This is a genomic window from Mycobacterium sp. E735, from assembly GCF_001666955.1.
In the GTDB taxonomy this organism is placed as follows: domain Bacteria; phylum Actinomycetota; class Actinomycetes; order Mycobacteriales; family Mycobacteriaceae; genus Mycobacterium.
On the sequence record NZ_LZIX01000063.1, the window covers coordinates 15,471 to 40,386 of the forward strand.

A 24,916-nucleotide genomic window follows, 5' to 3' on the forward strand; every position below is an offset into this window, starting at 1 on the left:
GCAAAGACTGCGCTTCTCCGGGAGGCCGGATCGGCCGTCCACGGACCTTTGGGAGGTTGTTATGACGACGTCGGTGATCGTTGCTGGAGCGCGCACGCCGATCGGCAAATTGATGGGTTCGCTGAAGGATTTTTCGGCCAGCGATCTGGGTGCCATCGCGATCGCCGGCGCGCTGGAGAAGGCCAACGTGCCCGGGTCGGCTGTCGAGTACGTGATCATGGGCCAGGTGCTGACGGCCGGCGCCGGCCAGATGCCCGCGCGGCAGGCGGCCGTAGCGGCCGGCATCGGCTGGGACGTCCCGGCGCTGACCATCAACAAGATGTGCCTGTCCGGCATCGATGCCATCGCGCTGGCTGACCAGCTGATTCGAGCCGGTGAGTTCGACGTCGTGGTGGCCGGTGGGCAGGAGTCGATGACCAAGGCGCCGCATTTGCTGATGGACAGCAGGGCGGGCTACAAGTACGGCGACGTCACCGTCCTCGACCACATGGCCTACGACGGCCTGCACGACGTCTTCACCGACCAGCCGATGGGCGCGCTCACCGAGCAGCGCAACGACGTCGACAAGTTCACCCGCGCCGAGCAGGACGAGTTCGCTGCTCGGTCGCATCAGAAGGCGGCGGCGGCGTGGAAGGACGGCGTCTTCGCCGACGAGGTCGTTCCCGTCAACATCCCGCAGCGCAAGGGTGATCCGCTGCAGTTCACCGAGGACGAGGGCATTCGCGCCAACACCACCGCCGAGTCGCTGGCCGGCCTCAAACCGGCCTTTCGCAAGGACGGCACCATCACCGCCGGGTCCGCGTCGCAGATCTCCGACGGGGCCGCGGCCGTGGTGGTGATGAACAAGGCCAAGGCGGAGGAACTGGGGCTGACCTGGCTGGTGGAGATCGGTGCACACGGCGTCGTCGCCGGGCCGGACTCCACCTTGCAATCGCAGCCGGCCAACGCGATCAAGAAGGCGCTCAGCCGCGAGGGCATCACCGTCGACCAGCTCGACGTGGTCGAGATCAACGAGGCGTTCTCCGCCGTCGCGCTGGCCTCGACCCGCGAACTCGGCGTGGATCCCGAGATCGTGAACGTCAACGGCGGCGCGATCGCCGTGGGGCACCCCATCGGGATGTCGGGCGCGCGGATCACGCTGCATGCCGCCCTGGAACTGGCCCGCCGCGGCTCCGGCTACGGCGTCGCGGCCCTGTGCGGCGCGGGCGGGCAGGGTGACGCACTGATCCTGCGGGCAAAGTAAGCGGGCCGAGAAGCCGGAGCGCCGACGCCCTGGGCGACGTTGCTGGACCGACGCGGGTGGGAAGTTTTGTGATCTTCGTCATATCGTCCCCCGCGGCCGTCTCCGGGCGCGATTTTCGGGCCGCGGCACCGGGCCCACGCGTCCGCGCGACCGGGTGGATGGGGCACCGATGCGCATGACAAACTTGACGGTGTGACGCGTCCGCGACCCTCGATCGGCCCCGCGATGGCCGGCGCTGTCGACCTATCCGGCCTCAAGCAGCGGGCCCAGCAGCAACCGCCCGGCGGCGGGACCGGCGGCGGCACAACGCCGGCCGCCGAGGGCGGCCCCGGAGGCACCGCGATCACCGAGGCCAATTTCGAGGCCGAGGTCCTGCTGCGGTCCGAGGAAGTGCCCGTCGTGGTGCTGCTGTGGTCCCCGCGCAGCGACGCGTGCGTCCAGCTGCTGGACACGCTGTCCGGCATGGCCGCCCAGGACAACGGACAGTGGTCGCTGGCGACGGTCAACGTCGACGTGGCGCCCAGGGTTGCCCAGATATTCGGTGTCGACGCGGTGCCTACCGTCGTGGCTTTGGCCGCCGGGCAGCCGATCTCGAGCTTCCAGGGCATGCAGCCGCCGGATCAATTACGCGGCTGGCTGGACCAGATCCTTTCGGCGACGGCCGGGAAGCTCAGGGGCCCAGGCGGTTCCGCCGCTGCCGACGAAGTCGACCCCGAGTTGGCGGCCGCCCGCGAGCAACTGGAGGCCGGCAATTTCGAGGGCGCCCGAGCGGCGTATCAAGCAATTTTGGACGCCAATCCGGGCAGCGCCGAGGCCAAGGGCGCGATCCGGCAGATCGACTTCCTGATGCGCGCGACCGCGCATTCACCGGACGCGGTGGCCGCGGCCGATGCGGCACCGGCCGACATCGAAGCGGCCTTCGCGGCTGCCGATGTCCAAATCCTCAACCAGGACGCGAGCGCGGCGTTCGAGCGCCTGATTGCTCTGGTGCGCAGCACATCCGGGGACGAGCGCACTCGGGTGCGCACCCGGCTGATCGAGCTGTTCGAGCTCTTCGATCCCGCCGATCCCGAGGTCGTCGCCGGGCGGCGGAACCTCGCCAACGCGCTCTACTGAGGTCGCCGGCCGCGGCCGTCGGGTGGTTGCGGCGAAAGCGGCTCGTGCTGAGCGGCCCCGGTCTACTCGGGCTCGAGCCACAGGGCCGAGTTGGGCGGCAGCACAAGCACCGCGGAGGCGGGACGCCCGTGCCACGGGTCCTCGGTGGCATCCACCCCGCCCATGTTGCCGATGCCCGTCCCGTTGTAGTCGGTGGCGTCGGTGTTGAGCACCTCGCGCCAGCGCCCTGCGGACGGCAGCCCGAGCCGGTAGCCGCTGTGCTCATTGCCCGCGAAGTTGAAGATGCACGCCATGACGGATCCGTCGCTGCCATAACGCAGGAAGCTGAGCACGTTGTTGGCCGAGTCGTTGGCGTCGATCCAGGAGTATCCATCGGGGATGGTGTCCTGGCTCCACAGCGCCGGGTGGCTGCGGTAGATGGCGTTGATGTCACGCACCAGACGCGCGACGCCGTTCGAGAAGCCCTGCTCGTCGAGCTGCCACCAGTCCAGACCGCGCTCCTCGGACCATTCGGCGCGCTGGCCGAATTCCTGTCCCATGAACAGCAATTGCTTGCCGGGATGCGCCCACTGATAGGCGAGCAGGCTGCGCAGCCCGGCGGCCTTGACGTGGTTGTTGCCCGGCATCCGGCCCCACAGGGTGCCCTTGCCGTGCACGACCTCGTCGTGGCTGATCGGCAGCACGTAGTTCTCGCTGAACGCGTACAGCATCGAGAACGTCATCTCGTGGTGGTGGTAGTTGCGATAAATCGGGTCGCGGCTGATGTAGTCGAGCGTGTCGTGCATCCAGCCCATGTTCCACTTCATCGAAAAGCCCAGGCCGCCAAGGTTTGTCGGGCGCGTGACGCCGGGCCACGACGTCGACTCCTCGGCGATGGTGACGATGCCGGGCGCGCTCTTGTGCACCGTGGCGTTCATCTCCTGCAGGAACTGAACGGCCTCGAGGTTCTCCCGCCCGCCGTAGATGTTGGGCGTCCAGCCGCCCTCGGGGCGTGAATAGTCCAGGTACAGCATGGAAGCCACCGCGTCCACCCGCAGGCCGTCGACGTGGTACTCCTCGAGCCAGTACAGAGCGTTCGCCACCAGGAAGTTGCGCACCTCGGCGCGTCCGAAGTCGAAGACGTATGTGCCCCAGTCAAGTTGCTCGCCACGCTTGGGGTCGGCGTGCTCGTAGAGCGGGGTGCCGTCGAACCGTCCCAGCGCCCACGCGTCCTTCGGGAAGTGCGCAGGCACCCAGTCCACGATCACGCCGATGCCGGCGTGGTGCAGCGCGTCGACCAGTGCCCGGAATTCGTCGGGCGTGCCGAAACGGGACGTCGGCGCGTAGTAGGACGTGACCTGGTAGCCCCAGGATCCGGCGAAGGGATGCTCGGCGACGGGAAGCAGCTCCACATGGGTGAAGCCGTGCTCCACCACGTAGTTGGTCAGCTCCTCGGCGAGCTGCCGGTAGCCGAGGCCGGGGCGCCACGAACCGAGGTGCACCTCATAGGTGCTCATCGGCTCGAACACCGGATTGCGTTGGGCGCGCTGTTCCATCCACTCGGCGTCCTGCCAGGTGTACTTGCTGCGCGTGACACGGGAGGCGGTGTGCGGCGGAACCTCGGTGGCGAAGGCCATCGGGTCGGCCCGCTCGGTCACGACCCCGTCGGCGCCGTGCACGCGAAACTTGTACAGACCGTCGGGGGGGAAGTCGGGCCAGAACAGCTCCCACACTCCCGACGAGCCCAGCGACCGCATCGGAGCGTCGCTGCCGGTCCAGCCGTTGAACTCGCCGATCAGGCTGACGCCCTTGGCATTGGGCGCCCACACCGCGAACGACACGCCGTTGACCACGCCGTCTGCCGTGGTGAACGAGCGGGGATGCGCCCCAAGGACTTCCCAGAGCCGCTCGTGTCGACCCTCGCCGAACAGGAAGAGGTCGACCTCGCCCAGCGTGGGCAGGAAGCGGTACGCGTCGGCGACCGTGTAAGGGTCGGCGCCCTCGTATTTGATCTGCAGCCGGTAGTCGATCAGGCCGGTGAACGGCAGCACCGTGGCGAACAACCCGGATTCGATGTGCTCCAACGGAAACCGGTCGTCGCCGACGAGTGCGACCACCTCGGCCGCATGCGGCCGGAACGCCCGGATGACGGTGTGGTCGGCATACTCGTGGGCGCCCAGAATGCCGTGCGGGTTGTGCTGCGTGCCGGCCAGGAGGCGGCCCAGGTCGGCCGGGTCGGGGGCCAGGTGCGTCCTGGCCAGTTGGTCGGCTTGGCTCATCTCACAATCCCTCCGGTCCGTTAGGTGGCCTGCGGAGCAGCTTCATTCGCGCGTCCTGCGGGATGAGTGGCATGTTGATCACATGCGCGACCGCTCGCGCAGGGTCGATGCGAACGTAGTTTGCTTGCCCCCATTGGAATTCTTGGCCGGTGATTTCGTCGCGCACCCAAAATCGTTCGTAGGGCTCCATACCCAAAGCCGCCATGTCCAAAAACAGCGTGGCCTCTTCGGCCCCGAACGCGTTGAGCGTCACCACCACCAACACGCAGTCGCCGGTCGCCGGGTCGAACTTGCTGTAGGCCAGCAATGCGTCGTTGTCCACCGCGTGGAAATGAATGGTGCGCAGCTGCTGCAGCGCCGGATGCAGCCGGCGAATCGAGTTGAGCAGGGTGATGAACGGCTCCAGCGAGCGTCCCTCGGCCAGCGCACCCGCGAAATCGCGGGGCCGCAGTTCGTATTTCTCCGAGTCCAGGTACTCCTCGCTGCCCTCCCGCACCGCGCGGTGTTCGAACAGCTCGTATCCGGAATACACGCCCCACGCCGGACCCATCGTCGCCGCCAGCACCGCGCGGATCGCGAACATGCCGGGGCCGTTGTGCTGCAGGCTCGCATGCAGGATGTCGGGCGTGTTGACGAACAGGTTCGGCCGCCGGAAGTCCGCCGCGGCGGCGATCGCTTCGCCGAACTCGGTGAGCTCCTGCTTGGATGTGCGCCACGTGAAGTAGCTGTAGGACTGGGTGAACCCGAGCTTGGCCAGACCGTACTGGCGGGCCGGCGGCGTGAACGCCTCCGAGAGGAAGAGCACGTCGGGGTCGATGCCCTTCGCCTGGGCGATCAGCCACGCCCAGAAGTTCGGCGGCTTCGTGTGCGGATTGTCCACCCGAAAGAACTTGACGCCGTGGTCCATCCAGTGCCGCACGACACGCAGCACCTCGTCGTAGAGGCCCGCCGGGTCGTTGTCGAAGTTCAGTGGATAGATGTCCTGATACTTCTTCGGCGGGTTTTCCGCGTAGGCGATCGTGCCGTCGGGCAATTCGGTGAACCACTCGCGGTGGTCGCGCGCCCAGGGGTGGTCCGGCGCGCACTGCAGCGCCAGGTCCAACGCCACCTCCATGCCGTGTCCGCGCGCCGCGGCGACGAAGGCGTCGAAGTCCTCGAGGGTGCCCAGTTGCGGATGGATGGCGTCGTGGCCGCCCTCGTCACTGCCGATCGCCCACGGCGAACCCACATCTGAAGGGGCGGCGGTCGGAGAGTTGTTGCGCCCCTTGCGATGTACCTTGCCGATGGGGTGGATCGGCGGCAGGTAAACGACGTCGAACCCCATCGCCGCGATCCGCGGAAGCTGGGCGGCCGCCGTGGCGAACGTGCCGTGTACGGGCTTGCCGTCGGCGTCCCAACCGCCGGTCGAGCGGGGGAACATCTCGTACCAGGAACCGAAGCGGGCCATCGGCCGGTCCACCCACACTCCGTACTGCTCGCCGCGGGTGACGAGATCGCGCAAGGGGTACTCGGCCAGGATCTCGTCGATTTCGGGCGCCAGGGCCAATGCGGTCCGGGTGACGGGGTCACCGGGAGCGCGCAATGCCGCTGCGGCCGCCAGCAGCGGCTCACGCTTCGTGCGCGGTACCCCCGTGGCCGCGCGCTCGAACAGCCCGGCCCCGACCAGGAGGTCGTTGGACAGTTCCGTCTCGCCCTGGCCGGCCTCGAGCTTCGCGACCAGGCCATGCCGCCAGGAGTGGATCGGGTCGCCCCAGCCGTCCACGCGGAAGGTCCACAGGCCGACCCGGTCGGGCATGAATTGCCCGTGGAAGACGTACGGCTCGAGGCCCAACGTCATCGGCAGCAGCAGCGGCTTGACTCGTTGCTGGTCCACAATGCCGTCGACTTCGGGCGCGGCCTTGACGGGGGCTTGAACCGCTTTGATTCGGCGCGTTTCGGTTACTTGCGGATAGCGCGGCCCCAGGTAGCGCACGACCAGCGTCGCGGCGACGGCCTCGTGGCCCTCCCGCCACACCGCCGCGCTGACCGGGACGATCTCACCGACCACGGCCTTGGCGGGGTACGCGCCGCATGAGACGACGGGTTGGACGTTATCGATCTCGACACGACCAGGCACAACACTCCGTTCCGATTTGCCCGTTCCTCCCCGGCCCGATCTCTCGGGCCGCGGAGTCGCCGGCAGAGTTCCGACTAGCCGACTTCATCTCGGTCCGCTTCCTCGGACTCGGACCGCGTCGTCGTCGGCTGGTTCCGATTGTGTGCGGGCAAACCGCGTGTGCTTCGTCGCGGAATGCCTCTCGTCTGGCGAAATTTCCTGTCGTGGGGAACTTCCTCTGCGGGGAAGCGCCGTTGCGGCCCCAATAACTAACCGATACCCACCCTAGTGTCCGGTCACACCCCCGGCGGGAAAAGCCGTCTACCGCCCACGTGCGCGGCGCGAAATCCTCAGTAAGGTAAGGATGCGTGAAAGCCCTCCGCCGCTTTACCGTCCGTGCTCACCTCCCCGAACGGCTGGCCGCGCTGGACCAGTTGTCGACCAACTTGCGATGGTCGTGGGACAAGCCGACCCAGGAGCTGTTCGCGACCGTGGACACGGACCTGTGGGAGCGGTGCGGGTCTGACCCCGTGGCGTTGCTGGGCGCGGTGAATCCGGCACGGCTCGACGAGCTGGCGCTGGACGAAAACTTCCTCGGCCGGCTCGACGAGCTGGCCGCCGACCTGAACGATTACCTGTCCCGGCCGCTGTGGTACCAGCAGCGACAAGCCGACGGCGTGGCGATGCCGACGGCCATCGCCTATTTCTCGATGGAGTTCGGCGTCGCCGAGGTGCTGCCGAACTACTCGGGCGGTCTGGGCATCCTCGCCGGGGACCACCTGAAGTCGGCCTCCGACTTGGGGGTGCCGCTGGTGGCGGTCGGCCTGTACTACCGGTCGGGGTATTTCCGCCAGTCGCTGACCGCGGACGGCTGGCAGAACGAGACCTACCCGTCGCTCGATCCGCAGGGGTTGCCGTTGCGGCTCCTCACCGATTCCACCGGGGATCCCGTCCTGGTCGAGCTGACGCTTCCCGACTCCGCCCAGCTGCACGCGCGGATCTGGGTCGCGCAGGTGGGGCGGGTTCCGCTGCTCCTTCTGGACTCCGACGTCCCCGAGAACGAGCACGACCTGCGCGGCATCACCGACCGGCTCTACGGCGGCGACCAGGAACATCGGATGCGCCAGGAGCTGCTGGCCGGCATCGGGGGCGTGCGGGCGATCCGCGCGTTCACCGCCATCGAAGGCCTGCCGGCGCCCGAGGTGTTCCACATGAACGAGGGGCACGCCGGGTTCCTGGGCGCCGAACGCATCCGCGAGTTGATGACCGATGCCGGACTCGACTTCGACACCGCGCTGGCCGTCGTGCGGTCCAGCACGGTGTTCACCACCCACACCCCGGTTCCCGCGGGCATCGACCGGTTCCCGATCGACATGGTGCGGCTCTACTTCGACGGGCATGTCGAGGAGGACCCCGGGAAGAAGTCCGAGAAAGCCGGTGGCAAGAACGCCCCCGCGTTGTTGCCGGGCGTGCCGACTGCCCGCATCCTCGCGCTCGGCGCCGAGGACGACCCGACCAAATTCAACATGGCGCACATGGGTTTGCGGCTGGCGCAACGGGCCAACGGCGTCTCGTTGCTGCACGGTGAGGTCAGCCGCGCCATGTTCAACGAGCTGTGGCCCGGGTTCGACTCGGACGAGGTGCCGATCGGGTCCATCACCAACGGGGTACACGCGCGCACCTGGGCGGCGCCGCAATGGCTGCAGTTGGGGCGTGAGCTGGCCGGTTCCGATTCGTTCGGTGATCCGGGCGTCTGGCTGCGGCTGAATCAGGTTGATGCGGGCCACCTCTGGTGGATCCGCTCGCAATTGCGGTCGTTGCTGGTCGAGGACGTCCGGCGGCGGCTGCGCAAGTCCTGGCTCGAACGTGGCGCATCGGACGCCGAATTGGGTTGGATTGCAACGGCATTCGACCCCAATGTGCTCACAATCGGGTTCGCCCGACGGGTGCCGACCTACAAGCGGCTGACGCTGATGCTGCGCGATCCGGAGCGGCTCGAACGCCTGCTGCTCGACGAGGACCGGCCCATCCAGCTCATCGTCGCCGGTAAGTCGCACCCCGCCGACGACGGCGGCAAGGCGTTGATCCAACAGGTGGTTCGCTTCGCCGACCGCCCGGAGGTGCGCCACCGCATCGCGTTCCTGCCCGACTACGACATGTCCATGGCCCGGCACTTGTACTGGGGATGCGACGTCTGGCTGAACAACCCGCTGCGGCCGCTGGAGGCGTGCGGCACGTCCGGGATGAAGAGCGCGCTCAACGGCGGCCTGAACCTGTCCATCCGCGATGGCTGGTGGGACGAATGCTACGACGGCGAAAACGGTTGGGAGATACCGTCCGCCGACGGTGTGGCCGACGAGGCCCGCCGCGACGACCTGGAGGCCAGCGCGCTCTACGACCTGCTCGAGCAGGCCGTCGCGCCCAAGTTCTACGAGCGCGACGAGCACGGGGTGCCACCACGGTGGATCGAGATGGTGCGGCACACGTTGCAGACGCTCGGGCCCAAGGTGCTGGCCTCGCGCATGGTGCGCGACTACGTCGAGCGGTATTACACGCACGCGGCGCAGTCGCTGCGCAGGACCGTCGGGCCCGCCGAGGACGGCGAGGACGGCGGTGAGTTCGGCGCCGCGCGCGAGGTGGCCGGTTACCGGCGGCGCGCCGAAGAGGCGTGGCCGAAGATCACCATCACCGATGTCGACAGCACCGGGCTGCCGGACACGCCGGTGCTCGGCGCCAAGCTGACGCTGACCGCCACCGTGGCCCTGGACGGCCTCGCGCCCGACGAGGTCACCGTTCAAGGGGTGGTGGGCAGGGTGGACGCCAGCGACGCGCTGCTGGATCCGGTCACGGTCGAGATGTCGTACACCGGGACCGCCGAAGGCGGCAACCAGGTGTTCTCGACGACGCTGTCGCTACCGCTGGCGGGGGCGGTCGGGTACACGGTCCGCGTGCTGCCCCACCACCCGATGCTCGCTTCCAGCGCCGAACTCGGCCTGGTCACCCTGGCCCGCTGAGCTCAGGCGGGCTGGCTTTCCGAGGTGGTGCGCAGCCGCTCCAGCGCGGCGCGGACCTGGGCCGGGTCGGTGGTCTGCCAGAACGGCGGCAGCGAGGCGCACAGGTAGCCGCCGTAGCCGGCGGTGACCATCCGCGAGTCCAGCACTGCGACCACTCCGCGGTCAGTGACGCGCCGCAAGAGCCGTCCCGAGCCCTGGGCCAGCAGCAGCGCGGCGTGGCTGGCGGCGACGGCCATGAAGCCGTTGCCGCCGCGCGCGGCCACCGCGCGCTGCCGCGCCCCCAGTAGCGGGTCGTCCGGCCGGGGAAAGGGGATGCGATCGATGAGCACCAGCGAGAGCGACGGACCCGGCACGTCGACGCCCTGCCACAGCGACAGGGTGCCGAACAGCGACGTCTGCGGGTCGGCGCTGAACTGCTCGACCAGCGCCGAGGTGCTGTCGTCGCCCTGACAGAGCACCGGCGTCGACAACCGCTGGCGCATGGCCTCCGCGGCGGCCCGCGCGGCGCGCATCGACGAGAACAATCCCAGGGTCCGCCCACCCGCCGCGGTGATCAGCTCCTCGATCTCGGTCAGCTGTTCGGCGGAACCCGTGCCGTCGCGGCCCGGTGGCGGCAGGTGGGCGGCGACGTAAAGGATCCCCGCCTTGGCGTGGTGGAACGGCGAGCCGACGTCGATGCCGCGCCAGCGCGCGTCCCCGGTGTCCGCGGCGGTCAGCCCCCACGCCGCCGCCATGGCGTCGAACGACCCGCCGATGGCCAGGGTCGCCGACGTCAACACTGTGGTGGAACGGGAGAACACCCGGTCGCGCAGCAGGCCGGCGACCGACAGCGGGGCCACCCGCAACACCGGGCGCGTGGCGCCCCTGTTGTCCTCGTGATCCAGCCACACCACGTCGGTGCGATCGGGGATCGCCGGGGCGAAGGACGTGAGGACGCGCGAGGCGGTGTCGGAGATCTCGCTCAGCGCCGCCACCGCTTCGGCGCGGGCCGCGGCGGCTTTCGCGTCGCTCGTGCCATCGATCGCCGAGCGTGCCGCGCCGGCCGCGTCGCGCAGCGTGGTCAGGTAGGTGGCCAGCTCGTCGTCGAGGCGGTCGATGCGGCCCGGTGTGGCCTCGTGGATCGCCGCGGCGAAGTTGGCCGTCGCCGCCTCCAGGCGTTGTGTGAGTTCTGGATTCACCAGCCGGGCGATTCGGCGCGCCGCGACACCCAGGGCGGCCGGCGTCAGCTCGGCGGTTGCCACCGAGGTCACCCGGTCGACCAGCTCGTGGGCCTCGTCCACCACCAGCAACTCGTGCTCGGGCAGCACGGCCGATTCGGCGACGGCGTCGATGGCAAGCAGCGCGTGGTTGGTCACCACGATGTCGGCGGCGCCGGCCCGGCCGCGCGCCCGCTCGGAGAAGCACTCGGCGCCGAACGGGCAGCGTGCCACGCCCAGGCATTCGCGCGCCGAAACGCTGACCTGGGACCAGGATCGTTCTGGCACACCGGGTTTCAGGTCGTCGCGGTCGCCGGAGTCCGTGGTCGACGCCCAGGCGGTGAGGCGTTGGACGTCGCGGCCCAGGGCGGTGGCCGCCATGGGATCGAAGAGCTCCTCCTGCGGCCGGTCGCCGGTGTCATCCTCGGCCTCGGCGCCGCCGTTGTGAATCTTGTTCAGGCACAGATAATTTCGGCGACCCTTGAGCAGCGCGAATTGCGGGCGGCGGGGGAGCGCATCGGCGAGCGAATCGATGAGCCTGGGCAGATCGCGATCGACGAGCTGGCGCTGCAGCGCGATGGTCGCCGTGGACACGACGACGGGCGAGTCGTCGTCGATGGCACGGACGATCGCCGGCACCAGGTAGGCCAGCGACTTTCCGGTGCCGGTGCCGGCCTGCACGACCAGATGCTCACCGGTGGCGAACGCCCGCGTGACGGCGTCGGCCATCTCGAGCTGGCCGCTGCGCTCACTGCCGCCGAGCGCGGCCACGGCGAGGGCCAGCAACTCGGGCACGGACACTTCGGACGTGGCTATCCTCTTTGCTCTTCGGTGCTACGGGCGGGCGGCGGGGATCTGCGTCGTCGGGATCGCGGGCTCGCCCTGCGACAGATTCAAACCCTCCCACGGCAGACTGCGCAGCCCGGAAGCTACCAGCTCGCGCGCCGCGGCCACATTCGGTTTGGCCACCACGTCGCCGCCGCGCACCAGCGGGACCGTCAACGCCCGATACGGTTCGGTGACCGAGGGCGGGCGGCCGGCGGGATACACCACTTCTTCGGTGACGGTGCCCGACGAGCGGGTCAGGCGCAGCGCCTCCTTGCGACCGCCACGGGATTCCTTGTGGCTGCTGCGCTTCTGCACCGGCATGCCGTCCACTTCGACCAGCTTGTAGACCATGTTCGCCGTCGGTGCGCCCGAACCCGTCACGAGCGACGTGCCGACGCCGTAGCTGTCGACCGGTTCGGCACCCAACGCGGCGATGGAGAACTCGTCGAGGTCGCCGGAGACCACGATCCGGGTCCCGGTGGCGCCCAGCCGGTCGAGCTGGTCGCGGACCTGGCGGGTCAGCACGCCCAGCTCGCCGGAGTCGATGCGCACCGCCCCGAGCGCCTCCCCGGCGGCGGCCACGGCGTTGGCCACGCCGGCGGTCACGTCATAGGTGTCCACCAGCAGGGTGGTGCCGACGCCCAGCGCGTCGACCTGAGCGCGGAACGCGGCCAGTTCGGTCACCTCGGCGGGTTCGCCGCTCGCGTGCAGCATCGTGAACGCGTGCGCGGAGGTGCCCTCCGCGGGGATGCCGTATCGGCGCTGGGCCTCGAGGTTGGAGGACGCGGCGAAGCCGGCGATGTAGGCGGCGCGCGCCGCGGCGACCGCGGCGTGCTCGTGGGTTCGCCGTGAACCCATCTCGATCAGCGGGCGGTCCCTGGCCGCGCTGACCATCCGCGCGGCCGCCGACGCGACCGCCGTGTCGTGATTGAAGATCGACAGCGCCAATGTCTCCAGCACGACGCACTCGGCGAACGTGCCGGTCACCGACAACACGGGCGAACCGGGGAAGTACAGCTCGCCTTCGGCGTAGCCGTCGATGTCACCCCCGAAACGGAAATCCCGCAAGTAGCGCAACGTATCCGGATCGAGGAATTGGCCCAGCAACTGGCACGCCTCGTCGCCAAAGCCGAATTGGGGCAACGCCTCGAGCAGCCGCCCCGTGCCGCACACCACGCCGTAACGGCGGCCGTCGGGCAGCCGGCGTGCGAACAGTTCGAAGGTCGTCGCGCGGTCGGCGGTGCCGTCTCGCAGCGCCGCCGCCAGCATCGTCAACTCGTACTTGTCGGTTAGCAGCCCAGTTACGACCGGGTCATTCATTCCATAACGGTATCGGCTGCCGTCGGGGGCTCGGAAACCTCACGTCACCCTCGGTATCGTGTAGGCCATGGTTGTAATGTCAGCGCCCGCTAAGCCGGGCACTACAGGACAACGTGAGTCCGCCCCGTTAGACGTCACGGCGAGTCCGTGGGTCACGATCGTGTGGGATGACCCGGTCAATCTGATGACCTACGTGACGTATGTGTTCCAGAAGTTGTTCGGCTATAGCGAGCCGCACGCCACCAAGCTCATGTTGCAGGTACACAACGAGGGCAGGGCGGTGGTGTCGGCCGGTAGCCGGGAATCCATGGAAGTCGACGTCTCCAAGCTGCATGCCGCCGGGTTGTGGGCGACGCTGCAGCAGGACCGGTAATCGGCGAGGGCCCCGGCGATTACCTGTGCGCAAATGGAAGCGCGTCGAGACCGCGGACGGTCCCAGTTTTCGGTCCGCGCTGGCGGCTCACGAAGCCGCCCTGCTGAAGAACCTGGCAACGGCCATGGTCGGGTTGCTCGACGAGCGTGAGTCCTCCACTCCCGCAGACGAACTCGAGGAGATCACCGGCATCAAGACGGGAAACAGCGAACCGCCGAAGGATCCGACCCTGCGCCGGCTGCTGCCCGATTTCTTCCATCCGGACGACGCTGATCCGTCCGGCCCCGACGCCGCGGAGAGCCTGAACGCCGCGCTGCGCAGCCTGCACGAGCCCGAGATCATCGACGCCAAACGTCTTGCCGCGCAGCGGTTGTTGGATACGGTTCCCGATGGCGGCGGCCGGTTCAACCTGAGCGAGGAGGACGCGAACGCCTGGGTCGCGGCGGTCAACGACATCCGGCTGACGTTGGGGGTCATGCTCGAGGTCGGGCCGCAAGGACCGGAGCGCCTGCCCGCCGACCACCCGCTGGCCGTGCACTTCGACGTCTACCAGTGGCTGACCGTCCTGCAGGAATACCTCGTTCTGGTGCTCATGGGGCCCCGATGAGCCCCGATGGCGGCCGGACGGACGCCATCACCGACGTCGGGGGCATCCGCGTCGGGCACCACCAACGACTCGACCCCGACGCGACCATGGGCGCCGGATGGGCCTCCGGCGTCACCGTGGTGCTGACACCGCCGGGGACCGTGGGCGCGGTCGATTGCCGCGGCGGTGCGCCCGGCACGCGGGAGACCGACCTGCTCGATCCCGCCAACACCGTCCGGTACGTCGACGCGGTCTTGCTCGCCGGCGGCAGTGCCTACGGTTTGGCGGCCGCCGACGGCGTCATGCGCTGGCTGGAGGAGCGCGAGCGCGGCGTGGCGATGGGCGGCGGTGTGGTGCCCATCGTGCCCGGCGCGGTGATATTCGATCTGCCGGTCGGCGGCTGGGACTGTCGCCCGACGCCGGAGTTCGGCTACCTGGCCTGCGAAGCCGCCGACGTTGCGGGGGCGCCGGCCGTCGGGAGCGTCGGCGCGGGCGTCGGGGCGCGGGCCGGGGTGCTCAAGGGCGGCGTCGGGACCGCCTCGACGGCGCTGCCGTGCGGGGTGACCGTCGGCGCGGTGGTCGTGGTGAACTCCGCCGGCGACGTCGCCGACCGGGCTACCGGCCTGCCGTGGATGGCGGACTTGGTAAGGGAGTTCGGGCTGCGGCCACCGCCGGCGGAGCAGATCGACGCCTTCGCGCAGTTGCCCACCGCGGCGAGCCCGCTGCAGAACCCGCTCAACACCGTCATCGGGGTGGTGGCGACCGACGCGGCGCTCAGCCCGGCCGCGTGTCGCCGCGTCGCCGTCGCCGCCCAGGACGGACTGGCCCGCGCCATCCGCCCGGCACACACCCCGTATGACGGCGACACGGTCTTCGCGCTGGCGACCGGGGCGGTCGAGGTGCCGCCGACGGCAGACTCGCCCGCCTCGTTTTCGCCGGAGATGCGGCTGGCCGCGGAGGTGGGTGCCGCGGCGGCCGACTGCGTGGCGCGGGCGGTGCTGGCCGGCGTTTTCGCGGCGGATTCGGTGGCGGGGATACCGACCTACCGGGGCGTGTTGTCGGGTGCGTTCGCCCCATGACGGACTCGCGCCGTCGGCGCCGGTAACCTGCAGCTATGGGTAAGACGACCCCGAAGGGACGTCCCGGCACACCGGCGGGCCAGGCGAAGCGGCCCACGTGGATGGTGGGCGGGGCCACGATCCTGACCTTCGTCGCGCTGCTCTACCTCATCGAGCTCATCGATCAGCTGACTCGGCATTCCCTGGACGAAAACGGCATCAGGCCGCTCGAGGCCGACGGGCTGTGGGGGATCGTCTTCGCCCCGGTCCTGCACGCCAACTGGCAGCATCTGATGGCCAACACGATCCCGCTTCTGGTGCTGGGCTTCCTGATGACGCTGGCCGGGCTGAGCCGGTTCGTCTGGGCCACGGCGATCGTGTGGATCCTCGGCGGTTTCGGCACCTGGCTGATCGGCAACGTGGGCAGCTCCTGCGGGCCGACCGATCACATCGGGGCCTCCGGCCTGATCTTCGGCTGGCTGGCCTTTTTGCTCGTGTTCGGGATCTTCGTGCGCAGGTTCGCCGACATCGCGATCGGATTGGTGGTGCTGTTCGCGTACGGCGGCGTGCTGCTGGGCGCCATGCCGGTGCTGGGCAGGTGTGGGGGCGTGTCGTGGCAGGGTCACCTCTGCGGCGCCATCGCCGGTGTCATCGCCGCGTATTGGTTGTCCGCACCGGAACGCAAGGCCCGCGCGAAGAGGAAAGCCGGCGCCATGACGCCGCGCCCCCAGACATGAGCTCGCCGTTGGCGCCCGTCGGGATCTTCGATTCCGGCGTCGGGGGACTGACCGTCGCGCGGGCCATCATCGACCAATTGCCCGACGAGGACATCGTCTACGTCGGCGACACCGGCCACGGGCCGTACGGTCCGCTCACCATTCCCGAGGTCCGCGCGCACGCGCTGGCGATCGGCGACGACCTGGTGGGCCGCGGCGTCAAGGCGTTGGTGATCGCCTGCAACACGGCGTCGGCGGCGTGCCTGCGGGACGCCCGCGAGCGCTACGACGTGCCGGTCGTCGAGGTGATCCTGCCGGCGGTGCGCCGCGCGGTCGCCACGACGCGCAACGGTCGCATCGGTGTCATCGGCACACGGGCGACCATCAACTCGCACGCCTACCAGGACGCGTTCGCCGCCGCCCGCGACACCGAGATCACCGCGGTGGCCTGTCCGCGCTTCGTCGACTTCGTCGAGCGCGGTGTCACCAGTGGCCGCCAGGTGCTCGGGCTGGCGGAGGGCTATCTGGAGCCGTTGCAGCGCGCCCAGGTCGACACCCTGGTGCTCGGCTGCACGCATTACCCGCTGCTGTCCGGGTTGATCCAGCTGGCGATGGGCGAGCACGTGACGCTGGTGTCCAGCGCCGAGGAAACCGCCAAGGAGGTGCTGCGGGTGCTCACCGAGCGCGACCTGCTGCGCCCGCATGACGCGCCACCCGCGACCCGGGTCTTCGAAGCCACCGGCGACCCCGAGGCCTTCACCAAGTTGGCGGCCCGGTTCCTGGGTCCCGCGGTCACCGGTGTGCAACCCGTTCACCACGTGCGGATCGACTAATGCAGTTGATGGCGACCCACTTCGCCCGGCTTCGCCGCGCTCGTGATCGCCATGTGCGGTTGATGGCGACCCACTTCGCCCGGCTTCGCCGCGCTCGTGATCGCCATGTGCGATTGTTGGCGACCCACTTAGCCCGGCTTCGCCGCGCTCGTGATCGCCATGTGCGGATGACGAGATTCTCATCACATGAATGCGGCGATGTTTTCGTCACGGTCGCATCGGGCATGGCACAGTAGTGTCCGTGCGAATAACCGTGCTCGGCTGCTCGGGCAGCGTGGTGGGGCCGGATTCGCCCGCGTCGGGATATCTGCTCCGGGCACCGGACACTCCGCCGATGGTCATCGACTTCGGCGGCGGTGTATTGGGCGCGCTGCAGCGCTACGCCGATCCCGCCTCCGTGCACGTGCTCCTGTCACACCTACACGCCGACCACTGCCTCGATCTGCCCGGCCTGTTCGTATGGCGGCGCTACCACCCGTCCCGCCCCGGCGGCAAGGCGTTGTTGTACGGCCCCGGTGACACCTGGTCTCGACTGGGCGCCGCCTCGTCACCGTATGGTGGCGAAATCGACGACTGCTCAGACATTTTCGACGTTCGGCACTGGGTCGACGGCGAACCGGTGACCTTCGGGTCGCTCACGGTGACGCCGCGGGTGGTGGCCCACCCGACGGAGTCCTACGGCATGAGGATCACCGATTCCACAGGCGCTTCGTTCGTCTACAGCGGCGACACCGGCGTGTGTGACCAGTTGGTCGAGTTGGCTCGCGACGCCGACGTCTTCCTCTGCGAAGCCTCCTGGACGCACTCGCCGGACCGGCCGCCCGCCCTGCACCTGTCGGGCACCGAGGCGGGCAGGACCGCGGCGCAGGCCGGCGTTCGCGAGCTGTTGCTCACCCACATCCCGCCGTGGACGTCGCGTGAGGACGTGATCAGCGAGGCCAAGGCCGAGTTCGACGGCCCCGTCCACGCGGTGGTGTGCGGCGAAACGTTCGACATCCGCCGCTCTGAAAGGGTCTGAGCGCCCCGCGTTAGGGTTGGCGTCGTGACCAGAAGAGAAGACGGCCGCCTCGACGACGAGCTTCGACCCGTAGTCATCACCCGCGGATTCACCGACCACCCGGCTGGGTCGGTGCTGATCGAATTCGGCCACACCAAGGTCATGTGCACCGCCAGCGTCACCGAGGGGGTGCCGCGCTGGCGCAAGGGGTCGGGTCTGGGGTGGCTGACCGCGGAGTACGCGATGCTGCCGTCGGCCACCCACACGCGCTCCGACCGCGAAGCCGTGAAGGGGCGCCTGTCCGGGCGCACCCAGGAGATCAGCCGGCTGGTCGGGCGCTCGCTGCGGGCCTGCATCGACCTGGCGGCGTTGGGGGAGAACACCATCGCCGTCGACTGCGACGTGCTGCAGGCCGACGGCGGCACCCGCACCGCCGCCATCACGGGCGCCTTCGTCGCGCTGGCCGACGCCGTGACCTACCTTGCCGCGGCCGGCAAGCTCTCCGACCCCCGGCCGCTGTCGTGCGCCATCGCGGCGGTCAGCGTCGGGGTGGTCGACGGCCGGATCCGGGTGGACCTGCCCTACGAGGAAGATGCGCGGGCCGAGGTCGACATGAACGTCGTCGCCACCGACACCGGAACCCTCGTGGAGGTGCAGGGGACCGGCGAGGGGGCGACGTTCCCGCGCTCGACGTTGGACAAGCTGCTCGACGTGGCGCTGGCTGCCTGTGACAAGCTGTTCGCCGCCCAGCGCGAGGCGCTGGCCCTGCCGTACCCGGGCGAGCTCCCCGAGGGGGCTCCGCCGCCGAAGGCGTTCGGCAGCTGACCGGGTCAGATGGTGCTGACCCGCGGCGCCCGGCTTCGCCACGGTTGCGATCATCGCGGCTGCTGGTCGCCAGCCGCAACCGCAAAAAGCTCGCCGAACTGCGCCGGGTGCTCGACGCGGCCGGGCTGACGGGGTTGACGTTGGTGTCTTTGGACGACGTGCCCGCCTTCGCGGAGGCGCCCGAGACGGGCGCCACTTTTGAGGACAACGCGTTGGCCAAGGCTCGCGATGCGTTCGCCGCGACGGGCTTACCCGCGGTGGCCGACGACTCCGGTCTGGAGGTGGCCGCGTTGAACGGGATGCCCGGCGTGCTCTCGGCGCGCTGGTCGGGTAACCACGGCGACGACGCCGCCAACACCGGGCTGCTGCTGGCGCAGTTGAGCGACGTGCCCGACGACCGGCGCGGCGCGGCCTTCGTCTCCGCCTGCGCCCTGGCCGGGCCGTCCGGGGAGGTCGTCGTCCGCGGCGAGTGGTCCGGGACCATCGCGCGGGAACCGCGGGGCGGCGGCGGTTTCGGCTATGACCCGGTTTTCCTTCCGGCCGGGTCCGACCGCACCGCGGCGGAGCTCAGTCCCGAGGAGAAGGACGCGGTCTCGCATCGCGGCCGCGCGCTGGCGTTGCTGGTGCCGGCGCTGCGCGAGTTGGCCTAGGCGTCCGCCCGCATCGTGTGTCGCGCGGTCGAGCGGCTTCCGTCGCGGATGAGGTCTACAAGTCGAAGCGGGCCTTCACGTCCCTGGTCTGGACTTGCTCGACGATGATCCCCAGCAGCGGGATGGTGCCGGCAAGGAGGACACCGATCGTCTTGGGTATTGGCCAGCGGACCTTGACGGCCAGATTGAAGGCGGTCAGGACATAGATGAAGTACACCCAACCGTGCACCACTTCGATCCAGCGGATCTCGTGGTGCAGGACAAGGTGCGAGACGATCTCGTAGCACAGTGCGATCAGCCAGAGCCCCGTCGCCCACGCCATGACCCGGTAGCCGAGCAACGCGCTGCGGATCTTCTCCACGGGGAATGCCGACGCCTGAGGTCCAGGTGTCTCCGGTGTGGTCATGCGGTGGTCCTGTTCTGCTTTTGGGTGTCTTGTTTGGCAAGCTCGGCCAGGTAGGCGTTGTACTCCGCCAGCGCGGGATCGTCGGACGGCTGTTGCATCGGCTTGGGGCGTTCGGGCAGCAAGCCGGAGGGTATCTCGGTGAGTTCGGTATCGCGCCGAGGCTCGGGCGGCATCTCTTCGTAGCGCACGTATTTGCGGTATGCGTACACGCAGAACCAGGCGAACAACGGCCACTGCAGCGCATAGCCGAGGTTCTGGAACGTGCCGGAGACCGACTGGAACCTGGTCCATTGCCACCAGCCCAGCGCCAGGCAACCACACGCCGCGACGATCACCAAGGCGATCAGGGCGGGCCTGCGACGACGCGTAGTGGACACCCCTTGACGGTACCGCTCACGACTTGGCTCCGACGAATACGTCGAGGCGCGCCACCACCGGGCCGGTCCCCGCACTGAGCGGTACGATCGGCACGCTGCGGGCGTGGTGGAATTGGCAGACACCCCGGCTTTAGGTGCCGGTGCTCGAAAGAGCGTGGGGGTTCGAGTCCCTCCGCCCGCACCATCTGTTCGCCTTCGGCGGGCGTTAAACCCTCCCTGCGGGGTACGTGCAATGCACGGGACACCAGGGAGACGCCATGGCCATCGGAAACGACGAAACAGTTACCGCCAAAGATGTCGAGCGAGCCGAACGACGGGCCGCGGAAGCGCGGGAACGCGCCGCGCATGCCGGGCTCTCGGCCGCTCGCAGCTTGGAGGAATCGGCCCTGCAGCACGAACGAATCGCGCGGGTCCAGGACCGCAGCGTCGAACAACGCGTGTCTGACGTGGGTGCACACCAGAAATCGGCGGTTCACCATCGCGAGTTCGCGGCCGAGGACCGCAAGCTGGCCGAGCTGAAAAGGAGTGAGTCCGAGGCCGACCTGGCCCTCGACGCGGACTACTAGGCCTGCAGAAAGCGGGCACGAACCTCCGGCGGCGGCAGCGGACACGTGTCGTATTTGCCGAAGATGCGATAGCGGACGTCCGCGATCCGGTCGTAGAGCCAGTCGCGCAGGGGAGCCGGGATGATGCGGGCGGCCCCGAGCAGCTTCCACGGACCGCCAAGGTAATCCACCACGCGCAGGGCGGCCGCGGACCGGACGGCGACGCGTTCTCCCGGCTGTTCGGGTTCGTCGACGAACACCACCGAGTCCACGTCTTTGACGGCCGGGTGCCGGGCAAAGACCTCCTGGGCGAAATCGCTGTCCAGGGGCGCGAAGCGCAGCGTGCCGTGGGGATCGAACCGAAGTATCGTCCGCACCGCTGAGTTGCAGACGCCGCAGACCCCGTCGTAGAGCAACACCGGCGGAACCGATTCACCGCTCACACGTCCAGGCTACCGATCGACCCCCGGCAGCCCGAGTTTGACCTTTGGTAAGGCAACCCTTAGTTTGTGGCGGTAACGTATTCAGCGGAGGTTCCGTCCGGCCGGCCGCTCCTGAAGTCCGTCGCGAAGCCTCAGCGCCGCGGGAAAGGACCGCCGATGGCACGCGGGTTCCAGGGCGTGATGTTGCGCAGCTTCGGCGCTCGCGACCACACCGCGACGGTGCTCGAAACCGTCCAGATTGCACCGCATTTCGTGCGGGTGCGGATGGCGTCGCCGACACTGTTCGAGGACGTGGATGCCGAACCCGCCGCGTGGCTGCGGTTCTGGTTTCCCGACCCCGACGGATCCAACACCGAGTTCCAGCGCGCCTACACCATCTCCGAGGCCGACGCCCCGAACGGCCGATTCGCGGTCGACGTCGTGCTGCACGAGCCCGCAGGCCCGGCGTCGAAGTGGGCGCGCACCGTGGAACCCGGCGCGACGATCGCCGTCATGGCGCTGATGGGCTCGTCGCGCTTCGACGTGCCACCCGAGCAGCCGGCCGGCTACCTGCTGATCGGTGACTCGGCGTCGATCCCCGGCATGAACGGGATCATCGGAGTCGTCCCCAATGAAGTGCCGATCGAGATGTATCTCGAGCAACACGACGACCATGACGTCCTGATCCCGATCGCGCCGCACCCCCGTCTGAGAGTGCACTGGGTGGCCCGCCGCGACGAGAAGTCCCTTGCGGCGGCGATCCATAACCGCGACTGGTCCAACTGGTACGCGTGGGCCACACCTGAGGCCACGGTCCTCAAGCACGTCCGCACGCGACTGCGCGACGACTTCGGTTTTCCCAAGTCGGAGATTCACGCCCAGGCCTACTGGAGCGCCGGCCGGGCGATGGGCATCCAGCGCGGCGACGAGCCCGCATCCGTGAATGAGCCCGCACACGAGCAGGTTTCGCCGCCAGGACCGACCTCGCAGACGCCCGCCCCCGCAGCGCGCGGCCACTGGCGCGCTCAGGGGGCCGGCCGGTTGCTCGCGCCGTTGCGCTCGGCGCTGATTCTTTCCGGGGTGCTGCAGGCCGTCATCACCATGGTGCAGCTGGCGCCGTTCGTCCTGCTGGTCGAGCTGGCCCGCCTGCTGGTCACCGGGGCGCCCGCATCCCGACTCTGGAACGTCGGGATCGCGGCCGTTGCGCTGCTGGGAACGGGCGCCGTCCTCGGCGCGGCGCTCACGCTGTGGCTGCACGTCGTCGACGCCCGGTTCGCCGCCGACCTGCGGTCGCGGTTGTTGCGCAAGCTATCCCGATTGCCACTGGGCTGGTTCACCACGCGTGGATCGGGCTCGATCAAGCAGCTGCTGCAGGACGACACGCTGTCGCTGCACTATCTGGTCACCCACGCCATCCCGGACGCGGTCGCGGCGATCATCGCACCGGTGGCGGTGCTGGTCTACCTCTTCGCCGTCGACTGGCGGGTGGCGCTCGTGCTGTTCCTGCCCGTGCTGGTGTACCTGGTGTTGACGTCGTCGCTCACGATTCAGTCGGGCCCGCGCATTCCGCAATCGCAGCGCTGGGCCGAGAAGATGAGCGGCGAGGCCGGCGCCTACCTGGAGGGCCAGCCGGTGATCCGCGTCTTCGGCGGCGCGGCCGCCTCCAGTTTCCGCCGCCGCCTGGACGAATACGTCGAATTCCTGGTCTCCTGGCAGCGGCCGCTCGCCGGCAAGAAGACGCTGATGGACCTGGTCACCCGGCCCTCCACCTTCTTGTGGCTCATCGTGCTCACGGGCACCCTGCTCACCGTCACCGGGCGGATGGATCCGGTGAATCTCGTGCCGTTCCTGTTGCTGGGCACCACATTCGGGGCACGCCTGCTGGGTATCGCGTACGGAGTGGGCGGCATCAGCGCCGGCATGCTGGCCGCCCGGCGCCTGCAGAACACACTCGACGAGCCCGAACTCGCCGTGCGGCCGCAAGACGGGTCCGGGGATCCGTCCGCGACTGTGGTGTTCGACGGCGTCAGCTTCGGCTATCGCCCGGGCGTCCCGGTGATCCGCGACGTGTCGCTGACGCTGCGGCCCGGCACCGTCACCGCCCTCGTCGGCCCGTCCGGGTCCGGCAAGTCCACGCTGGCCGCCCTGCTGGCCCGGTTCCACGACGTCGAAGAGGGCGCGATACGCGTTGGGGGGCAAGACATCCGGTCGATGACCGCCGATGAGCTCTACGCGAAGGTCGGCTTCGTCCTGCAGGAGACGCAGCTGGTGCACGGCACCGTCGCCGAGAACATCGCGCTGGCCGTCCCGGATGCCGCCGCGGCGCAGATTCAGGAGGCGGCGCGCCAGGCCCAGATCCACGACCGCATCATGCGATTGCCTGACCGCTACGACACGGTGCTCGGCGCGAGAACGGGGTTGTCGGGCGGGGAACGGCAGCGGTTGACGATCGCGCGGGCAATCCTGGCGGACACCCCGGTCCTGATCCTCGACGAGGCCACCGCGTTCGCCGACCCCGAATCGGAATACCTTGTGCAGCAAGCGCTTAACCGGCTGGCCCGGCATCGCACCGTCCTGGTGATCGCCCATCGGCTGCACACGGTCACCGGAGCCGACCAGATCGTCGTGCTCGACCACGGCCGGATCGCCGAACGCGGCACGCACGACGAGTTGCTGGCCGCCGACGGCCGATACCGGCGGCTGTGGGAAGGCGGCCGGCGTGACCCGGTTGCCGCCACCACCGCTCGGGAGGGGACGCGATGATCCGCACCTGGTTGGGGCTGGTGCCCGCGGATCGCCGGGCCGGGGTCATCGCCTACGCCGCGCTCGCGTTGCTGTCCGTCGTGGTGCGGGCGGCGGCCACCGTGCTGCTGGTGCCGTTGGTGGGCGCCCTGTTCGACAACCCGCACCGCGCGCTCGGGTGGCTCGCCTGGCTCACGGCCGCCACCGTCGTCGGATGGGTGATCGACACCGCGACCGCGCGCATCGGCTTCGATCTCGGGTTCGCCGTCCTCGACCACAGCCAGCACGACGTCGCGGACCGGCTGCCCGGCGTGCGGCTGGACTGGTTCACCGCCGAGCACACCGCGACGGCGCGCCAGGCCATCGCCGCCACCGGGCCGGAACTGGTCGGCCTGGTCGTCAACCTGCTGACGCCGCTGATCTCCGCCATCCTGCTGCCCGCCGCCATCGCGGTCGCCCTACTCCCGATCTCGTGGCAGCTCGGCGCGGCCGCACTCGGCGGCGTGCCGCTGCTCTTGGGTGCGCTGTGGGCCTCAGCGCGACTGACGCGGCGCGCCGACGCCGCAGCCGACGAAGCCAACGGCGGGCTCACCGAGCGGATCATCGAATTCGCCCGCACCCAGCAGGCGCTGCTCGCCGCCCGGCGGGTCTCGGCGTCCAGCGTCGCCGCGTCGACGCCGTCGATCAGGACCCGGCCGCGGGTCGGTTCGTGCAGTCCGGCGATCAGCGCCAGGATGGTGCTCTTCCCCGATCCGGACGGGCCGACGATCGCCGTCGTGCTGCCCGGCGCCAGGGTGAAGCTCACCCCGTCGAGCACCGGCGCGGTCGCATCGCCATACCGGAACTCGACGTCGTCGAACTCGATGCGGGGCGCCGCCGCGGTGACGGGCAGCGTGGCGGGCCCGGAGCTCATCAGTGGCGCCGTGAGCACCGAACGGATGCGGTCGAGCGTCGCGCGGGTGCTCTCCAGGGCCGGGGCCAATTCGCTGATCGTGGTGAACGGTTCGAGGTAGCGCACGATGACGACGATCAAGGCGATGGCCTCGGGCACTGAGAGGGCCCTGTCGACCGTCAGCGCCGCGGTCGCCCCCGCCAGCAGGATGAGCGACAGCTGGCTGGCCAGGCTGAACAGCAGCTGACCCGGGACCTGCATGGACAGCAAGCGCATGGTCGCCCCGTGTTGCGCGGCGAGCGCGTCGCCGACCAGGCTGCGCGCCGGTTCGACCCGCCGTGCGGCCCGCAGCGCCTGCTGGGTGCGGGCGAATTCGATGATCCGCTCGGTGAGCCCGCCGTTGGCTTCGTCGGCTGCGGCGTCG

The 24,916-nt window shown here is 69.3% G+C and carries 20 protein-coding genes, 1 tRNA gene and 2 pseudogenes; 15 read left to right on the forward strand and 8 right to left on the reverse strand.

What is annotated here, in order from left to right; all coding sequences use genetic code 11:
* Positions 1-61: 61 nt before the first annotated feature.
* Together A5704_RS04940 and A5704_RS04945 are read left to right on the forward strand one after the other, a co-directional pair.
* Positions 62-1,243, forward strand: a complete 1,182-nt coding sequence (locus A5704_RS04940) for an acetyl-CoA C-acetyltransferase (protein WP_067887647.1) — start codon at positions 62-64, stop codon at positions 1,241-1,243.
* Positions 1,244-1,435: 192 nt separating this feature from the next.
* Entirely contained in the window at positions 1,436-2,359 is a 924-nt protein-coding gene (locus A5704_RS04945) for a tetratricopeptide repeat protein (RefSeq protein ID WP_067747760.1), read from the forward strand.
* 62 nt (positions 2,360-2,421) lie between these two features.
* Here A5704_RS04945 and glgB read toward each other — a convergent pair whose 3' ends face one another.
* A complete protein-coding gene (gene glgB / locus A5704_RS04950; RefSeq protein WP_067887650.1) occupies positions 2,422-4,617 on the reverse strand; it encodes a 1,4-alpha-glucan branching protein GlgB in 2,196 nt (731 codons plus the stop codon).
* A 1-nt stretch (position 4,618) separates the two neighbouring features.
* Positions 4,619-6,733 (reverse strand): alpha-1,4-glucan--maltose-1-phosphate maltosyltransferase, encoded by a 2,115-nt coding sequence (locus A5704_RS04955; protein WP_067887653.1) that lies wholly within the window; start codon positions 6,731-6,733, stop codon positions 4,619-4,621.
* A 347-nt stretch (positions 6,734-7,080) separates the two neighbouring features.
* Here A5704_RS04955 and glgP point away from each other — a divergent pair, with 347 nt between their 5' ends.
* Positions 7,081-9,726: an alpha-glucan family phosphorylase gene (gene glgP, locus A5704_RS04960; protein WP_067887656.1), complete on the forward strand. Its 2,646-nt coding sequence runs from the start codon at positions 7,081-7,083 to the stop codon at positions 9,724-9,726.
* 2 nt (positions 9,727-9,728) lie between these two features.
* Here glgP and A5704_RS04965 read toward each other — a convergent pair whose 3' ends face one another.
* Complete coding sequence (locus A5704_RS04965) at positions 9,729-11,738, reverse strand: ATP-dependent DNA helicase (RefSeq protein ID WP_067757858.1); 2,010 nt, start codon at positions 11,736-11,738, stop codon at positions 9,729-9,731.
* Positions 11,739-11,756: 18 nt separating this feature from the next.
* Positions 11,757-13,070, reverse strand: a complete 1,314-nt coding sequence (locus A5704_RS04970; RefSeq protein ID WP_067757855.1) for a nicotinate phosphoribosyltransferase — start codon at positions 13,068-13,070, stop codon at positions 11,757-11,759.
* A gap of 67 nt (positions 13,071-13,137) precedes the next feature.
* On the opposite strand from A5704_RS04970, the gene clpS reads away from it, so the two are divergent.
* The 8 genes from clpS to rdgB all read left to right on the forward strand — a co-directional run bounded on the left by clpS (position 13,138) and on the right by rdgB (position 19,108).
* Positions 13,138-13,443 (forward strand): ATP-dependent Clp protease adapter ClpS, encoded by a 306-nt coding sequence (clpS, locus tag A5704_RS04975; protein WP_067757852.1) that lies wholly within the window; start codon positions 13,138-13,140, stop codon positions 13,441-13,443.
* 25 nt (positions 13,444-13,468) lie between these two features.
* Entirely contained in the window at positions 13,469-14,050 is a 582-nt protein-coding gene (locus A5704_RS04980) for a DUF2017 domain-containing protein (RefSeq protein ID WP_067757849.1), read from the forward strand.
* Positions 14,047-15,108: a P1 family peptidase gene (locus A5704_RS04985; RefSeq protein ID WP_067757845.1), complete on the forward strand. Its 1,062-nt coding sequence runs from the start codon at positions 14,047-14,049 to the stop codon at positions 15,106-15,108. The genes A5704_RS04980 and A5704_RS04985 overlap by 4 nt, the downstream gene beginning before the upstream one ends.
* 35 nt (positions 15,109-15,143) lie before the next feature.
* Positions 15,144-15,824 (forward strand): rhomboid family intramembrane serine protease, encoded by a 681-nt coding sequence (locus A5704_RS04990; RefSeq protein WP_082954776.1) that lies wholly within the window; start codon positions 15,144-15,146, stop codon positions 15,822-15,824.
* On the forward strand, positions 15,821-16,636 hold the full coding sequence (gene murI / locus A5704_RS04995; protein ID WP_067281152.1) for a glutamate racemase: 816 nt from the start codon (positions 15,821-15,823) through the stop codon (positions 16,634-16,636). Before A5704_RS04990 ends, murI begins: the two co-directional genes overlap by 4 nt.
* Positions 16,637-16,871: 235 nt before the next feature.
* Positions 16,872-17,654: a cyclic nucleotide-degrading phosphodiesterase gene (locus tag A5704_RS05000; protein WP_067757840.1), complete on the forward strand. Its 783-nt coding sequence runs from the start codon at positions 16,872-16,874 to the stop codon at positions 17,652-17,654.
* A gap of 24 nt (positions 17,655-17,678) precedes the next feature.
* Complete coding sequence (rph, locus tag A5704_RS05005; protein WP_067757838.1) at positions 17,679-18,458, forward strand: ribonuclease PH; 780 nt, start codon at positions 17,679-17,681, stop codon at positions 18,456-18,458.
* 44 nt (positions 18,459-18,502) lie between these two features.
* A complete protein-coding gene (gene rdgB / locus A5704_RS05010) occupies positions 18,503-19,108 on the forward strand; it encodes an RdgB/HAM1 family non-canonical purine NTP pyrophosphatase (protein ID WP_067757836.1) in 606 nt (201 codons plus the stop codon).
* A 55-nt stretch (positions 19,109-19,163) separates the two neighbouring features.
* Here the strand turns inward: rdgB and A5704_RS05015 are convergent, their stop codons facing one another.
* Both A5704_RS05015 and A5704_RS05020 read right to left on the reverse strand, forming a co-directional pair.
* Positions 19,164-19,514 (reverse strand): DUF3817 domain-containing protein, encoded by a 351-nt coding sequence (locus tag A5704_RS05015; RefSeq protein ID WP_067757833.1) that lies wholly within the window; start codon positions 19,512-19,514, stop codon positions 19,164-19,166.
* Positions 19,511-19,891: a hypothetical protein gene (locus tag A5704_RS05020; protein WP_067757831.1), complete on the reverse strand. Its 381-nt coding sequence runs from the start codon at positions 19,889-19,891 to the stop codon at positions 19,511-19,513. Before A5704_RS05020 ends, A5704_RS05015 begins: the two co-directional genes overlap by 4 nt.
* A 97-nt stretch (positions 19,892-19,988) precedes the next feature.
* On the opposite strand from A5704_RS05020, the gene A5704_RS05025 reads away from it, so the two are divergent.
* A tRNA-Leu gene (locus A5704_RS05025) sits at positions 19,989-20,075 on the forward strand.
* Positions 20,076-20,118: 43 nt separating this feature from the next.
* Positions 20,119-20,457 carry a hypothetical protein gene (locus A5704_RS05030; RefSeq protein WP_197499069.1) on the forward strand — a complete coding sequence of 113 codons (339 nt, stop codon included), beginning with the start codon at positions 20,119-20,121 and terminating at the stop codon, positions 20,455-20,457.
* Here the strand turns inward: A5704_RS05030 and A5704_RS05035 are convergent.
* Positions 20,454-20,879, reverse strand: coding sequence for a thiol-disulfide oxidoreductase DCC family protein (locus tag A5704_RS05035; protein WP_067757829.1), 426 nt, complete (start codon positions 20,877-20,879; stop codon positions 20,454-20,456). The genes A5704_RS05030 and A5704_RS05035 overlap by 4 nt on opposite strands.
* 156 nt (positions 20,880-21,035) lie before the next feature.
* Between A5704_RS05035 and A5704_RS05040 the strand changes: the two genes are divergently transcribed.
* Complete coding sequence (locus A5704_RS05040) at positions 21,036-23,621, forward strand: ABC transporter ATP-binding protein/permease (protein WP_067887660.1); 2,586 nt, start codon at positions 21,036-21,038, stop codon at positions 23,619-23,621.
* Positions 23,618-24,250 (forward strand): annotated as a pseudogene (locus A5704_RS05045) (iron ABC transporter permease); the annotation flags it as partial. The gene A5704_RS05040 and the pseudogene A5704_RS05045, both read left to right, overlap by 4 nt.
* On the opposite strand, the pseudogene A5704_RS27405 reads toward A5704_RS05045, so the two are convergent.
* A pseudogene (locus A5704_RS27405) lies at positions 24,246-24,916 on the reverse strand (ATP-binding cassette domain-containing protein); the annotation flags it as partial. The pseudogenes A5704_RS05045 and A5704_RS27405 sit on opposite strands and share 5 nt — an antisense overlap.

What these genes read in the sequence shown, in the direction of transcription:
- A5704_RS04940 (WP_067887647.1), top strand. Translation starts at nt 62, where the DNA reads ATGACGACGTCGGTGATCGTTGCTGGAGCGCGCACGCCGATCGGCAAA.
- glgB (WP_067887650.1), bottom strand. Translation starts at nt 4,617, where the DNA reads ATGAGCCAAGCCGACCAACTGGCCAGGACGCACCTGGCCCCCGACCCG.
- A5704_RS04970 (WP_067757855.1), bottom strand. Translation starts at nt 13,070, where the DNA reads ATGAATGACCCGGTCGTAACTGGGCTGCTAACCGACAAGTACGAGTTG.
- clpS (WP_067757852.1), top strand. Translation starts at nt 13,138, where the DNA reads ATGGTTGTAATGTCAGCGCCCGCTAAGCCGGGCACTACAGGACAACGT.
- A5704_RS04985 (WP_067757845.1), top strand. Translation starts at nt 14,047, where the DNA reads ATGAGCCCCGATGGCGGCCGGACGGACGCCATCACCGACGTCGGGGGC.
- A5704_RS04990 (WP_082954776.1), top strand. Translation starts at nt 15,144, where the DNA reads ATGGGTAAGACGACCCCGAAGGGACGTCCCGGCACACCGGCGGGCCAG.
- murI (WP_067281152.1), top strand. Translation starts at nt 15,821, where the DNA reads ATGAGCTCGCCGTTGGCGCCCGTCGGGATCTTCGATTCCGGCGTCGGG.
- A5704_RS05015 (WP_067757833.1), bottom strand. Translation starts at nt 19,514, where the DNA reads ATGACCACACCGGAGACACCTGGACCTCAGGCGTCGGCATTCCCCGTG.
- A5704_RS05040 (WP_067887660.1), top strand. Translation starts at nt 21,036, where the DNA reads ATGGCACGCGGGTTCCAGGGCGTGATGTTGCGCAGCTTCGGCGCTCGC.